General features: G+C 39.4%; 13 protein-coding genes. 2 read left to right on the top strand and 11 right to left on the bottom strand.

Annotated elements, in window-relative coordinates; all coding sequences use genetic code 11:
* The first annotated feature begins 1 nt into the window (after position 1).
* Complete coding sequence (locus tag AC2TF5_RS15125; RefSeq protein ID WP_491297889.1) at positions 2–853, top strand: PRD domain-containing protein; 852 nt, start codon at positions 2–4, stop codon at positions 851–853.
* Between the two features lie 337 nt (positions 854–1,190).
* Here AC2TF5_RS15125 and AC2TF5_RS15120 read toward each other — a convergent pair whose 3' ends face one another.
* The 6 genes from AC2TF5_RS15120 to AC2TF5_RS15095 form a co-directional block, all read right to left on the bottom strand.
* Positions 1,191–1,547 (bottom strand): VOC family protein, encoded by a 357-nt coding sequence (locus AC2TF5_RS15120; protein ID WP_491297888.1) that lies wholly within the window; start codon positions 1,545–1,547, stop codon positions 1,191–1,193.
* A 523-nt stretch (positions 1,548–2,070) separates the two neighbouring features.
* The gene (locus AC2TF5_RS15115) at positions 2,071–2,511 is read right to left on the bottom strand and encodes a hypothetical protein (RefSeq protein ID WP_491297887.1); all 441 of its coding nucleotides are present in this window, start codon (positions 2,509–2,511) and stop codon (positions 2,071–2,073) included.
* A gap of 14 nt (positions 2,512–2,525) precedes the next feature.
* Positions 2,526–2,732: an exonuclease domain-containing protein gene (locus AC2TF5_RS15110; protein ID WP_491297886.1), complete on the bottom strand. Its 207-nt coding sequence runs from the start codon at positions 2,730–2,732 to the stop codon at positions 2,526–2,528.
* A gap of 2 nt (positions 2,733–2,734) precedes the next feature.
* Entirely contained in the window at positions 2,735–2,989 is a 255-nt protein-coding gene (locus AC2TF5_RS15105) for a UDP-N-acetylglucosamine 2-epimerase (RefSeq protein ID WP_491297885.1), read from the bottom strand.
* A gap of 931 nt (positions 2,990–3,920) precedes the next feature.
* Positions 3,921–5,660 (bottom strand): ABC-F family ATP-binding cassette domain-containing protein, encoded by a 1,740-nt coding sequence (locus AC2TF5_RS15100; protein WP_491297883.1) that lies wholly within the window; start codon positions 5,658–5,660, stop codon positions 3,921–3,923.
* Positions 5,661–6,195: 535 nt separating this feature from the next.
* Positions 6,196–7,071 (bottom strand): aldose 1-epimerase family protein, encoded by an 876-nt coding sequence (locus AC2TF5_RS15095; RefSeq protein WP_491297882.1) that lies wholly within the window; start codon positions 7,069–7,071, stop codon positions 6,196–6,198.
* 323 nt (positions 7,072–7,394) lie between these two features.
* On the opposite strand from AC2TF5_RS15095, the gene AC2TF5_RS15090 reads away from it, so the two are divergent.
* Positions 7,395–8,102: a P-loop NTPase family protein gene (locus AC2TF5_RS15090; RefSeq protein ID WP_491297880.1), complete on the top strand. Its 708-nt coding sequence runs from the start codon at positions 7,395–7,397 to the stop codon at positions 8,100–8,102.
* Between the two features lie 814 nt (positions 8,103–8,916).
* Here AC2TF5_RS15090 and AC2TF5_RS15085 read toward each other — a convergent pair.
* The 5 genes from AC2TF5_RS15085 to rarD form a co-directional block, all read right to left on the bottom strand.
* Positions 8,917–9,951, bottom strand: coding sequence for a phosphotransferase enzyme family protein (locus tag AC2TF5_RS15085; RefSeq protein ID WP_241933663.1), 1,035 nt, complete (start codon positions 9,949–9,951; stop codon positions 8,917–8,919).
* Positions 9,952–9,966: 15 nt separating this feature from the next.
* The gene (locus tag AC2TF5_RS15080; RefSeq protein WP_491302901.1) at positions 9,967–10,326 is read right to left on the bottom strand and encodes an SDR family NAD(P)-dependent oxidoreductase; all 360 of its coding nucleotides are present in this window, start codon (positions 10,324–10,326) and stop codon (positions 9,967–9,969) included.
* A 140-nt stretch (positions 10,327–10,466) separates the two neighbouring features.
* Positions 10,467–11,069 carry a chloramphenicol phosphotransferase CPT family protein gene (locus tag AC2TF5_RS15075; protein WP_491297878.1) on the bottom strand — a complete coding sequence of 201 codons (603 nt, stop codon included), beginning with the start codon at positions 11,067–11,069 and terminating at the stop codon, positions 10,467–10,469.
* A 1,070-nt stretch (positions 11,070–12,139) separates the two neighbouring features.
* Complete coding sequence (locus AC2TF5_RS15070) at positions 12,140–12,817, bottom strand: helix-turn-helix domain-containing protein (protein WP_491297877.1); 678 nt, start codon at positions 12,815–12,817, stop codon at positions 12,140–12,142.
* A gap of 262 nt (positions 12,818–13,079) precedes the next feature.
* A complete protein-coding gene (gene rarD, locus AC2TF5_RS15065) occupies positions 13,080–13,958 on the bottom strand; it encodes an EamA family transporter RarD (protein WP_491297876.1) in 879 nt (292 codons plus the stop codon).
* Between the last annotated feature and the right edge of the window lie 102 nt (positions 13,959–14,060).

Below are 14,060 nucleotides of genomic sequence, written 5' to 3'. Positions count from 1 at the left end.
CATGAAAGTAATCAAAATATTGAATAACAGCTTGCTTCTGACCAAAGATGAACAGGGGCAAGAAGTGATTGTCATGGGAAAAGGCTTGGCATTTAAAGGAAAAGTCGGCGAGCAACTCGATGAAGAGCATATCCAGAAAAGATTCATTCTGCAAAATAACCCGTCTGCCCAGGCTTACGTGCGAACCATCGAAAACATGCCAGAATCACATGTGAATGTCATTAACAAACTGATTTCCAATGCCAAAGAAAAGCTCTCACTCGACGACCAAATCTTCTTTACGCTTATGGATCACCTGTCGTTTGCCATTGAACGATGGAAAAAAGGCGTATCATTACAGAATCGCATGTTGTGGGAGATTCAGAGATATCATCCCGTCGAATTCGAACTGGGCCTTGAAGCAGTCCATATGTTGAATCAAGAACTTGGCATTAAGCTTACGGAAGAGGAAGCGGGGAATATCGCCTTTCATTTCGTCAATGCCCAAACGCATGAGCAGAATATGGAGCGCACGATGCAATCCGTTAAAATGTTAAAAGATATTTTTAACCTTATTCAATACAGCTTTGATATGCAATTGAACAAAAACTCCATCAATTATGTGAGACTCGTCACACACCTGCAATTTTTTATCAAGCGTTTACAAGAGGGCCGACTGGGCAATTCGCCGAAAGATTTTATATTCCAGCACATGGTGAAGGAGCATCCGCTTGAATACAAATGCGCGGAGATGATCAAAACCTACGTGCAAAATATGCTGGATATCACCATATCGAACGAGGAATTATTATATTTGATGATTCACATTGCCCGAATTGTGCAAGAGGAGCAAGATGACAAGGGACGATTATAAAACAATGTTAGGTGTATTCTTATATTGATTAGAACGTATTTAAAACCCCCGTTGAGCTTTAGCTAATAGTTCGGCGGGGGTTAAATTTTGGTTCGCTTATACACAAAACTCGTATTTTGTACATATGTCTGGGAATGGATCACTGTCTCCAAATGTCACGAAGCATCTTGATATAAAAAATTATGATGATACCAAGTTGGTATTGAATATTCCGTAACATCTCTCTCCCTCCCTAAATGTGTTTTGACAAGAACTTGATAACATAAATATAAAAAGCCGCATAATCAGCGGCTTCTAATGTTACTATGTTTTTGTCACCCGACATTTTTTTTTTTAATTACTTCACATAGTTTTTTAATTCAATTCTGTTTCCCTCTGGATCAATGATTACTCCGATTATTCCCCAATCAAATCTATGTACCTCGACCTGAACATCTCTGTCTATAAGCTCTTTGACAGAATCATCAAATTCCTCAACTTCAATTCTAATAACAGTAGGATTCTGACTTCTATTCTTCTCTGTCATACTTGATACCCCATTGTTTTCGACCATTAAATAACTACTACCGAACTCAAATTTTGTAAGTCCTTCTTTTCTTTCTCTGATCTTGAGTCCAAGTTTTTCAGCATAAAAATGAACATTTTCTTCATAATTGCCCAAAAATAAAACTATCCCCGTCTCTTTGATTTTCATTGTTTTGTCCCCTTATTTGAGTCTTCTTTTGTTTTATGGAAGTTATATATCTTTGAGCAAGCAAGAATTTCAGCTAACGTCTTATCTACGAACTTCACAAATAACCCGAAAAGTAACGTATTCGCGAAATCATTGAATTATCCTGCTCGTTAGCTTAGTGAATTTAGAGATAATCGGTAATCGGAACATGTTCTTGTCCTTTTCGGCAATCGGTACAAGTTCTTGTCCTCTGTTTTTTATCGTAGAAATATAAGTTAAAAAACACACAGCCGGCCCCCTATAGAGCCGGCTGTGTTGAGTCAGCCCATACTTTAGTAAATTACGCTGCTCCCAGGTTAATGAATACTATTATAAATGCTTTTAAATTCTTGAACAAAGTCAATCGGCAGCATAGGCTCATCAGAAGCGGCTATTTGTTGAATCTCTTTTAACCTGTAGCGACTTTCAATGCGACCATGTTCTTGTCCCCCGACAACCGATAAACAAAAAAACCGCTAAAATAACGCCGTTCTTTTCAGATCATTCATCTCGTCACGTCCAATTGTATGGTTTCCTGCAAAACTCTTTCCCTGTTCTCAGTAAATCGATAAACCCCGATCTCGGCAATGGAGTCATCCAGCCATATAATATCAAATCTATCCAGAGAGTCTAAATCAAAATCATCAAACTCTTTGAAGTTTTTCAATGGCGAAGCATATTTCCCGTAATATATACGCAAAGAAGAATAAGCATATCGAACATTCCTATCCTTCACATCCACAACTTTCGAACTCGTCTCCTGCAGGTCAATTGTATGAATGTTATTAGGCGAGTGACTCACTGTAATTGATGTTCCAATATAAGGAGCATAATCAGTAACTTCCTCCTCCCATTTTGCTGTTGAGGAGCAACCACTAAGCACAACTAACACTCCCGTGATAAGCATACTTAATTTCAGTAATCGATTTAGTTTCTTGTATTCCATACTAAATTTCTCCCCTATATTTTGATTACAACATTGTCTTGTACTAATTGACCATTAAGCCAGTTGTAAATTTCATCAATAAGATAATCTATAGTAGGTTGGTTTTTAACCATAGTGTTAGTAATTCCGTTAATTTCACTACCAGCCCTTGGAATGGATCTTCCTGGATTAATTAAGTGGTTGAATTCTTCGATGATTTCTCCATCTTTATTTTTTATCATTGCTATGTTTGAGTATCCCCATGTATTAATATTAAGTCTGGCCTATCCTCTGCTACAATCTGATCAAGACCGGATATTGCAGATGAAGTGAAAGATGCTAATGTTTGGTTATCTTTCATCAGAGCTAAATCCACATCCGGTTCGATGTCAAAATGCTTTAGAGATTGATGTAGCTGCTCTCGATGTTGCCCTGTCACGACTACTTTTGTTTCAAACCATTCCAGATACCTTTTTAGCTCCTGAACTACAGGACACATCTTCGTTGCCTCTGGTCTTGTACCAAAAAAAGACCATGATTTTCTTTTTATTCAAGCTCGAGACCCCCAATTTAGTTATACTTGGCTATAAATATACTGTCCTTCAGGCAATTTTTCATTTAAAGATTGATTTATTAAGATAGCCTGAAATTTATGTAGGTTATCTTGATTCCACTCTGGAGCATCATCTTTAGCTCCGAAAAAACACATAGAAAATGAATAACTCCGATCTTATTACTTGATAACATAATTAAAAACACCGCATAATCAGCGGCTTCTAATGTTACCATGTTTTTGTCACCCGACATCGGCTCATTCAATCTCCCTGTCTTCTGTCGGATTAACCAATTCACCTTCTTGATTTACAACAGGTCTCTGAACTTTTAGTATGTTTTTTTGATCTATTTCTCGAAGAAAAACCATTTCTGACTGTAATCCATCTCAATGATCGGCTCTATGAATGAATAGTGCAACAATACTTTCTCAGCTTCAATTATCACAAAACTTCCCTCCTTCAGATCTAGAACATCCCTCTATATTGTAACAGTTACTCGTTGTTTTTTTTGGTAATAAATAACTATACTTAAATTATCCTATATCGGGAATGTAACCATGTTCTTGTCATCTGTCGGGAATGTTATCAAGTTCTTGTCATTGTGTTTTGACAAGAACTTGATAACATAAATATAAAAAGCCGCTTAATCAGCGGCTTCTAATGTTACTATGTTTTTGTCACCCGACACTAAAGCAAGAGCTAACAAGAAATCAATGTAGTAAAAAGACACTGATATTCTATTCATCAGTGTCTTTTTTGTTGATACTTTTTCACCAGCATCATGTTTCATCGTTGAACTCAGACTAATTCACTTTAGCCCTATTCGCTGTAATTGACTTCACTTTCTTGTAATCATTTCAATCAGAGAGTTGTAATTTAAAGCAACTTAATTAGCTCTTCTAGCTCATCAACCAATACTTTTGCAAATTCAAAATTAGTATCTTTTAAAGCCAATTCTATTTTCATTTCAACTGCTTTTTTGTTTTGTTCCGCTTCTAAATAGTCTTTATCAAAGTGACTAGCATAAATCATCTGTTTAAATTTTTTCATAGTCATTTTTCTAATCGTCTTATTGTCAATGATTAATACATAATCCATACCATTTACAACAGAATAGAAATCATGAGATATCATGAGAATTGCACCTTTATAGTCTTCAATGGCTTTTTCCAGTGCAATTTGTGTATATGTATCTAAATGGCTTGTCGGTTCATCAAGAAGCAATACGTTTGCATTACTAGCAGAAACTTTAGCCAATTGAAGTATGTTTTTTTCTCCACCAGATAGTGATTCAATCTTTTGATTAACGATTTCGCCTTCAAATCCATAGTTTGAAATATACGATCTAACTTCATCATAAGTTTTAAACCCAGCATCGATGAATTCTTCTAGTATTGTATTAGAATCCTTTAGCATTTCGCCTTGATTCTGAGATAAATAAGCCATTTTAACATCATCATTTATTTCAATGGAATCAAGATTATTGTTAAAGATATCTCGGAGTAAAGTCGTTTTCCCTGTACCGTTTGGACCAATAATGGCTACTTTATCCGTAGATTTTATCTCAAAGCTAACATTCTCTAAAAGCAGTTCATCAAAGGCAACACTATAATTATTGACTTTTACAACAATGCTGTCTTCAATTTCATTCTCAATACCGAAACTGATATTCGGTTGCTTAATATCAACAAATGGTGCCTTAATTCTACGCGCTTCCAATCTCTCTTGAAATCTAACTCTAGCTTTTAACGCTCTACCTCTAGATGCTTCTGAATTAATAGTTGCGATAGCTCTAAGATTATCAATAATGTTATCGTATCTCTCAATTTCTTCAGCTTCAGCGACTGCGATTTCTTGCAACTCAATTTTTGTCTGAAGTAATGAGAAATTATACTCAATATATCGCCCATCAAACTCTTGGATCTCTGTGTTTTCAAGGTGAATAATTTTGTTGAAACAATGATTCAATAGATATCGATTGTGCGTAACAACTAGCAGTATGCCTTTGTGAGTATTAATAAGTTTTTTAAGCGCATTTAGGTTCTCAAAATCTAAAAACACATCCGGTTCGTCCATGATCATTAAGTCTGGACTATTAAGCATTTCCTTCATTACTTGAATAAGTTTGAATTCCCCGCCGCTCAGGTCGGATACCCTAACATCTTTTAGCTTCAAGAGGTTTGCAAGATTTAGCTTCTTATTAATGTTACTCTCAAAATAATCTCCGCCCATTGCATCAAATGCGTCTAAAGCGAATTGATACTTTTCGAGTAACGGCTCAATATCCGATGATGTTTCCATTTCATTACAAATAGATGTTATTTCATTTTGTAGCTTAATAAAATCTTCTCCGATATATTCAAAAACAGTTGTTTCTTTAGTTCTGTCTAGTTGGGAGAACTGACTTACATACCCAATTTTGCAGGTTGGATCTATCTCTAACTTGCCTTCGAACAAATATCTTTCTGGATCCATCAGTATATCGATCAGTGTACTTTTACCACTGCCACTTGTTCCAATAAAAGCGCAATGCTGTGACTCTTCTAACGTAAATGAAATGTCTTTATATAGTTCTTTTTGTGGAAATGAGAAGTATAAGTTATCAACTTTTATCATAGTAGTGCCTTTCTTTATAACTAAAATGGTGACTATTATTAAATGTATTGTCGAACACAGACTTTTAGAGTAACACTCTTTACTACCAAGTTCAATCCATTTTTAGCCCTTACCCTCACTTCGAAATTCTAATACTTTCTTTAGAATGGTGGCTTGTTGGCCGTTTATCCAATCCCATGAAAATACATCAAACAAAATCATGACAATGATCCACCCTACGCATATTATGGGACCAAGCTTTGTGCCCTGGCACAATGATATGATTTATGCCATGCTTCGAGACGGTTAGCTTAATGAATTAACGGACATAAATCGATTAGACGATTGAAAACATAGGGAAAAATTGAATAAAATAGAGTAAAAAAAGAAGACATCCTTCCTAAAATGGGGTTGAATGTCTTCTCTTTTGAAGTTTATACATACTCCTTAAGAAAAACGTAAGTTCTTCAGTGCCCTCTCCTATAGATTGAAGCTTTTTGCAATGGTATGGAGGCGAGCTTAACCAGTTGAGAACCCTGCAGCTTCCCTCGGATCGTCAGTTGATTTCTATGGTCAGGGAGCTTGTGAAATTCGCCCCCGGCTTCAGGGTGATTATTCCCTCTTTAGCTTGAAGTTCACCTTCGAAGACGTCCATATCCGCTACTCCTTGCCAAGGCTCGATGCATATGAAGGGAGCGTTCAAAGGCTGCCAGATGCCGAGGTCGGGAAATCCTTTATAGGTGACAACTACGCTTTTGGCGGAGTGCTTGCTTCTAAGCGAAATCTGCCGAGAGCTTACATTTCGGAAAATCAATGCGCCTTCGGCGAACATTTCATGGGATAACGGCAGGATGGTCTCTTGTTTCAGAACGGGCTCCGATTTGCCGCTGATCAGCAGGCCGTCCGAATTCAAGAACAACCTTTCAAGGTTTTCCGATTCAGCGAACTCCAGATAGTAATCGCTCAGGCTACCGTTGTCATCAAGCGGACAATTGAACGCCGGGTGGGTCCCGAGCTGGAAGAAGATATCCTGTTCATCGCTATTTTCCACCCGATAACTAAGTTCCAGTGTGCTTACATTCAGTTTATATGTAATATATAGGTTGAATTTAAAAGGATAACTGGCCAGGGTTTTCTCATCATAAGAGAGGCGGTAAACCACGTGGGTGTCGCTTTCTTGGACCAGCGTAAATTCGCTGCGTCTGGCGAATCCGTGATTGCCGATCTTATAGGCTTTACCGTCCACCTTAATCTCTCCGTTCCGGGCCGCACCAATAATGGGAAACAGCACCGGAGAACGGCCTGTCCAATACGTGGCGTCACCACTCCAGATGTATTCAGCTTCCGGATCCAGCTTTCTGAAGCTGATCAGTTCCGCCCCAAGGGTATTAATCTCAGCTTCCGCCGAGCTGCTGCGCAAAATTTTATTCATTGTTGTACTCCCTTTCATACTTATAGTCCAGATACCCATATTATATCAAAGTTCTTGAGGGAGTTGAGAAAACGACAGCCAATTCATCAGCTGCCGTTTCTTCGTGCTTATTGAGCTAACGTTTCCCGTTAGCTGAATAGGCAGCCAATAATCTCAGTTGCCTATTGTTATAATGCTATCGTTTCCCGTTAGCTCAACAAGGTCCACTCACTTCGGCGGATATGGGATAATAAGATACTTCGGCCCCTTCGAAGAAAGGATATTTCTCCCAAACGTCGAAAGTATAATCGATTTACTGACCAAAGGAGGCATTCTAAACAACCATGAACGAAAAACGACACTCAACATCAATCCATTCTTCGAAACGATTGCTTATTATCGACGGTATCCCCGGCTCCGGCAAAACGACGACGGCGACCCGCATTTATAACCGATTGACATCACAAGGCATACGCGCAAGATGCTTGCTCGAGCAGGCAGAAAATCACCCTTTGCTGCCGCCCATGGAGCAGTACTATGCGTTGAATACAGATGAAGGCGCTGACGCCTTCATCCGGCAGCTAGTTGACCGGTACAGCCGGTTCGTTGAAGAGCAATTAAGCAGCTCCGAAGACATCGCCATTATAGAAAGCGTCCTTTTCCAGGACATTGTCAGCGTTTCGCATCTGCAAGGCATGAATATCGCTCAGCTCCAAAGCTTTACCGAGTCGTTGCAACTGTTGTTGATGCCGCTGAACCCTCACCTGATCTACTATTACCACACCGATGTCGAAGGGCAGTGGCGGTACATATGCGGTATTCGTGGCAACGAATGGGGACCAGTCTCCTTTCAATCGGACGAAGATTTCGTTCAGGCTGGCGAGGTGTGGAGCGCAAGTCAGGCATTCGTACGCGCGGCGATCGATGCATGGCCGATCCCAAAATTGATCATAGAGAACAAGGATTATGCGTGGGCTGAGTATGACGCTCGAATCGACAGCTTTGTGTCGGAATCGTTGCTGAGCGACGGTATGAACATACGACCAAAATGAAAAAGGGGCTGACCTGAATTCGCTTTGATCTTCGAGCAACTATATTCCCGTTTTAATTGAAAAATGGAGCAGTTTCCGACTGATGAGTCTGCTCCATTTGATTTAAGCTATTGTGTCACGTAAGCTGAAACTTTTTTGAGCTACAATCACACTCCATTAGGTATATTGCATTGCGTTCTACTGCCCGTTAGCTTAACAAAGTCAGCCGATCACAATGATCAGCTGACTTCTTATTTTGATTGAGCTATCGTGTCCCGTTAGCTTAATGAAGCGTAGCCAAGGATATCAATCAGCACAATTCCATTACTTCTTTGTCCGTTCCATTCGGAAATAATTATCATTTATGGTTTTATATTACCAACTAAGACTCATGACAATCGGTACAAGTTCTTGTCTCAAGTAAAATTCTAAACTACCTTTTATTCGCCAGATATAATAATCAGTTGCTTCCTTTCCCCTATAATGAGTTGATTTATCTCCCCGTATCGGTGTATTCTTAAAACTTTTAGGTACTCATTCATGTCGTAACTATTGAGCTTTGTTAACTCTACTTTAACAAATCAGCAATGAGACTATGTTCTTGTCCATTATCGGCTAAGGGATCAAGTTCTTGTCTCGAGCAAAGGACAAGAACTTGATCCCTTAAATTAGAAAAACCGCGTGGGACGCAGTTTCTTAAAGGACTATGTTCTTGTCCTGTGACATTAGTGTCATACACTAAATAACACCATTTTTTATCGGAAAAAATATAAGTTAAAAAACACACAGCCGGCCCCCTATGAGCCGGCTGTGTTGAGTCAGCCCAGCCCCTACTTTAGTAAAATACGCTACTCCCATGAATACTATTATAAATGCTTTTAAATTCTTGAACAAAATCAATCGGCAGCATAGGGTCATCAGAAGCGGCTACTCGTTGAAGCTCTTTTAACCAGTTCATTGATTCTTCATCCAAATGTGACACATCGTTTGCTTGATGAAAATAAACATACAACAATACATAACGAAGTTTAATAGAATCTTGTAAATATTCTATTTCTTCTTCTTGGATTGTATTTTCCTTTAGATATCCTTTTATAAAATGGCGGAAAAACAATCTATAATATTCCGTTTTATTTTCAAATTCCTTAAACGGACGAAAAAGTGCATAACACAATGTAATCCCAATATCGTTTACGAAATACGTATAACTGCAATCATCGAAATCGAACAAATAAATGTCTCCGTTATGCAGATAAAAATTACTTTGATGAAAATCAGTATGAGTCAAACCGTATGTATCTTTGGACTTGGGCATAGAAGTAAGTTTTGTTAATCTTTCTTTTATAATTGAAATCATTACATCATCAGGTTGCAGGTATTTCTCCGCCTTTAATTGAACTTCTTGCTCCCAATTTTGTCGTTTAAACGCTGGATTACTCCATTCAAAACCCTTTGAGGCATAATGGATTTTTCCAAGAAATTCGCCCCATTTTTCATAAAGCGATTCATTCCAATCATCACCAGACACTTCATTTCCAAGAGACTTTTCATAAGAAATGGCTAGAAACGAACCATTTTCTGTAGGAATTTCTTCAACCATATTACCCCTAGTCGATGGAACAGCATTTGAAACTGCCAGTCCTTTATTCGACAAAAAATTTAAAAATTCAATTTCACCCCGTATATTATTTCTTGATCTTCTAATTGTGTGTGAGATTTTTAATATGAAAAATGCATTGTTTTTCTGGTATTCATAAACAAAGCTTTCATAACCGCCCAATAAACGAACGGTGTCATTATTAATGTCATATCGCTTTATTGCTTCGGTAAGGATCTCTTCAGTGAATTGCTCTTTAATTTCTCGTATCATCTTCTATACCTTCTTTCATTCATAATTTAAGTAGTTGCATAATTTTTTCAATCGAAAATTTCGGCGACCACCTGAAGTAAGGCTTCCTGCTGACCGCTTTACAGGTAATTGTTCAGCAGCGCCCTCTCTCAGAAGCACATCCTCATCCGATTCCGTCCGGCTCGAACAAAACCTCTTGAGGCGTACCAGTCCTCCCGATTGGATGGGCTTTATTAATTTATCTGTGACACTTCCAACCCAGTCCGTATGTATTGTACCTGGACAAACGGCATTAGCGCGTATCCCTTTTGATGCATACTCAACTGCTGCCGTACTCGTTAGACCAATGATACCGTGTTTGCTAGCAACGTATGCAGCGTGGTGTTTAAGACCAATTAGTCCAGCAATTGAAGAAGCATTAGGCTATCCCGCTGGTTAGCATAATATCTAATCGGCTATGTTCTTGTCCTAAGCTAGTGGCATAGTTCTAAAACTCCCCGGATTGTTCAATGAAACAAAACAACGCCCCAATCAAATCATTTGATTGGGGAAACACTAACATTTCTTTTACGTAATTTCTTAAATACCGAGTATTCCTTATTGGACTTAATAAAACTTAATATCTTTTCAGCACATTCTGTTGGACTCATCTCTTCCGTATTTACTTCGAGGTCATACTCATCAAAGCAATATACTTTGCTAAACTGTGAAGCTGCTAGTCCAATCTGTCTATCACCTCTTGTTTGCTCTCTTCTTATGAGTTCTTCTTTCGAGCATTTTACACCTATAAATAACGTAGGCTGATCGAAAAATTGATCAAGAAACTCATTAAACCTCTTGTCATTGTCGATTACGGTATCTACTATTACATTAAAACCCAATTCTGATAACAGTTTAATTGTCGAATGGTACACTGAGAATATGGAATCATCAAGTATTTGTGAGACAACTTGATGATCTATTTCTTTTGGAGGTTCATCTGGAAATTTATTATTAATAAAATCATTGTAATTATTAAAAAAATCATCAATTGATAAATGATAAAAATGAATCTCTTTCTGATTTATCAGTTCAGTCGATATGGAGGTCTTTCCAGAACTTGAAGTTCCATTTAGAAAAACTAATATCCCTTGCTTCAATTTAATCATCCCTTCAAAAAATAATCATTGCGTATCTTTTTCAGATAACGTTTATTCACAAAGTTCTTAAAATTATCCAACTGAGAAAATATTCGAGAAGCGATTGAAATATCCTGCCCTATGCACTAACCGCCTCTCTATTTTTATAATAAAAAAATGGACATAGCCGTTATATTAAAACGGATGTCCACTTATATTCCCAATGAGTTAAGGCACAAATAACACTTTTGTTCAATATGACACACTACATAAATAATACGCGATCTCATCTGGTAGTTTGCTCTTAATATAAGAAAGCCCAAACTGACCGTTCTTATCCATTCCCCTGTAGTTAGTACCTAGCGTAATTATTACCTATAAATAAAACAGAATATTCATTAAACGCTCAGAAAGCCGTATTGTTACACTATCCTGCCCGTTAGCTTAATACCTCGGCGCATAAATACGATCTGTATCGGTATCAATTACGAAATCAGATTCATATGGTGAAGGCATTCGCTCATATTGAAAAAGCCTGCAAAAAACATCTGTGAGCTGCCTCAAGCTCGTACAGTGAGTTTTGGCTATTTCATACTTATCCCTTAATTCCGTAACAGAACATGTCTTTCCGATAAGAAGTGCTTTCTCGAAAAAACCATCGATTTCGACTATCACATAATCACCACTGGTTGCTAACCACCTATAAGCTTAAAAATGAAATATCACGCCATTGATCCCCATTAGTTGAAAGATACGAGCTTGTTTTCTGAAAGTTTAAACCTTAATAACGAACATTTTTCCCTAGGTTTCCATCCTCGCCTGATTGCCTCAGGAATTATTGAAGCTACTTCAGCAGGCGACACAATTTTATTATTGAATGATTCGACATTCGGAAACTCCACCCATAATTCATTGATGTCTGATTCTATATCTATCCGGAGCAATTGCCCTTTCACTTCATTATGCTGAACGGTCAACGTAAGAGTTCCCCTTTCTGAAGGAGTAATTCCTCATCTATATGACTCTTGCCCGATAATAATCTTTGTGGAGCGCTCGAATGGCAAGGTAGATGTTTTCTTGACGGTGTTGGCTTAGTTTCGCCTCCTTTGGAATTCCCGTAACTTTTTTAAAAATGCATTCTCCGCTCGAAGCCGCTCAATTTCATACTCCATCTTCTTCATCTCAAGTTTTTGACGATCGGCCTCTGTTAATTCCTCTGGTGTTTTCTTTCTTCCACGTCCATCCTTTAACGCATCTTGACCGCCATTTTCAAACTTCTTCACCCACTGATAGACTTGCTGGTAGGAGACCTGAAACTGGTCAGCTGTCTTACGATAGTCATGCTGATGGGTAAGACAGTACTGCACAATATCGATCCGTTCTTGCCAAGTTGTCAATCGTCCCTTCGTCATCGCTTTCTTTCCCCCGGAATAAGCTTTTAAACTACTATGACAATTATACTTCTTAATCCAGTTGGAAAGCTGCGTTGTACTCGCAATTTTGTATTTATCGATGATCTGGTATGGGGACAATCCCACTTCCAGGTAATCCTTCACAGCTTGAAGCTTAAGCTCAGCACTGTAACTTCGATTATGAGTTCGCTTTTCCAGCCCCTCGTAATCATACACCTTGTAACGTCTACGCCATTTCGCCAAAGTCGTTTTGGGGATCCCATATTTCTTGGTTGCAGCCTTAATACCAATTTCGCCACTTTCAATCTCATTAAGGATAATGAATTTCTCTGAAGCACTATATTTTTTATTAGGCAAAAAAAATCTCCCCTTACGGTAGCAGGTTTTATTATTTCACCTGTCTACCGTAAGGGGAGCATATCACTGTTGAGAAAGTCTCTACAGCTATTTTTTTGTACATTTAATTCAACACGACATGTATTAATGTACCGTTTTATCAACTATCCTGCCCTATTCGACTAATGTTTCCCGTTAGTTTAACCCCAAACAGAAAACAGCCATCTCCTCCTCAGCGGATAGAAATGGCTGATATGACGGTACCGGGCGGACGTGTTTGCCGTCAGCGCGCCTTCGCGAGTTTCGTGCCGCGAACCGATGACGCAGCGTATACGACAAGCGCCGTCCAGATAAGCGCGAAGCCGATGAGAAGAACCGGCGAGACCGATTCTTTGAACACGAATACGCTCAGTAACAGCATGATCGTCGGCCCGATGTATTGTACGAAGCCGAGCGTGGACAGCGCCATCCGGGCGGCCGCTCGCGCAAAGAAAAGCAGCGGTAGCGCTGTTACTACGCCGGAAAGAAGCAGTTCGACGATTGTGGACACAGGTAGCGTCCATGCCGTCGTCTTTCCCACGGCGGCCAAATAGATCCAGTAGCCGAGCGCAACGGGCAGGACTACAGCCGTCTCCGACAGCAATCCTACAGAAGCGTCTTGTCCGATCTTCTTCTTCGCGAGGCCGTACAAGCCAAACGTCGCGGCCAGTGAGATTGAGATCCATGGGAACCGTCCGTAGTCGATGGCAATGATGAGCACCGCCGCGCCAGCGATGGCAATCGCGAGCCATTGGCCACGGTTTGGCTTCTCACGAAGGAAGACAACCGCAAGCAGCACGTTCAGCAACGGGTTCAAATAATAGCCGAGACTTGTCTCGACGACATGGCCGTTGTTGACCGCCCAGATGAAGATGAGCCAATTAGCAGCGATCAGCAGTCCGCTAGCGGTGAGCGACAGTAGGAGCGAGCGGCTAGCCGCAATCCGCTTCATGTCACCCCAGCGACGCTGGACGGTGACGAGAATACCCATGAAGACAAAGGACCAGACAACCCGATGTGACAGAATCTCTCCTGCCGGCACATCGTTAAACAACTTCCAATATAGTGGGAGAATCCCCCACATGATATACGCGATAATAGCATTAACCAACCCGTTGTTCATAATCAATTTCCCTCTTCTCACTCCGATGTCTTAACGGATTATACGCCTAGATCATCGTTTAAGTAAAGGGATTAATATTTGGCCCAAGTAAACTGCCTGTTA

The organism is Paenibacillus sp. JNUCC 34, assembly GCF_058269055.1.
This window is presented reverse-complemented; position numbering and strand designations above follow the sequence as displayed.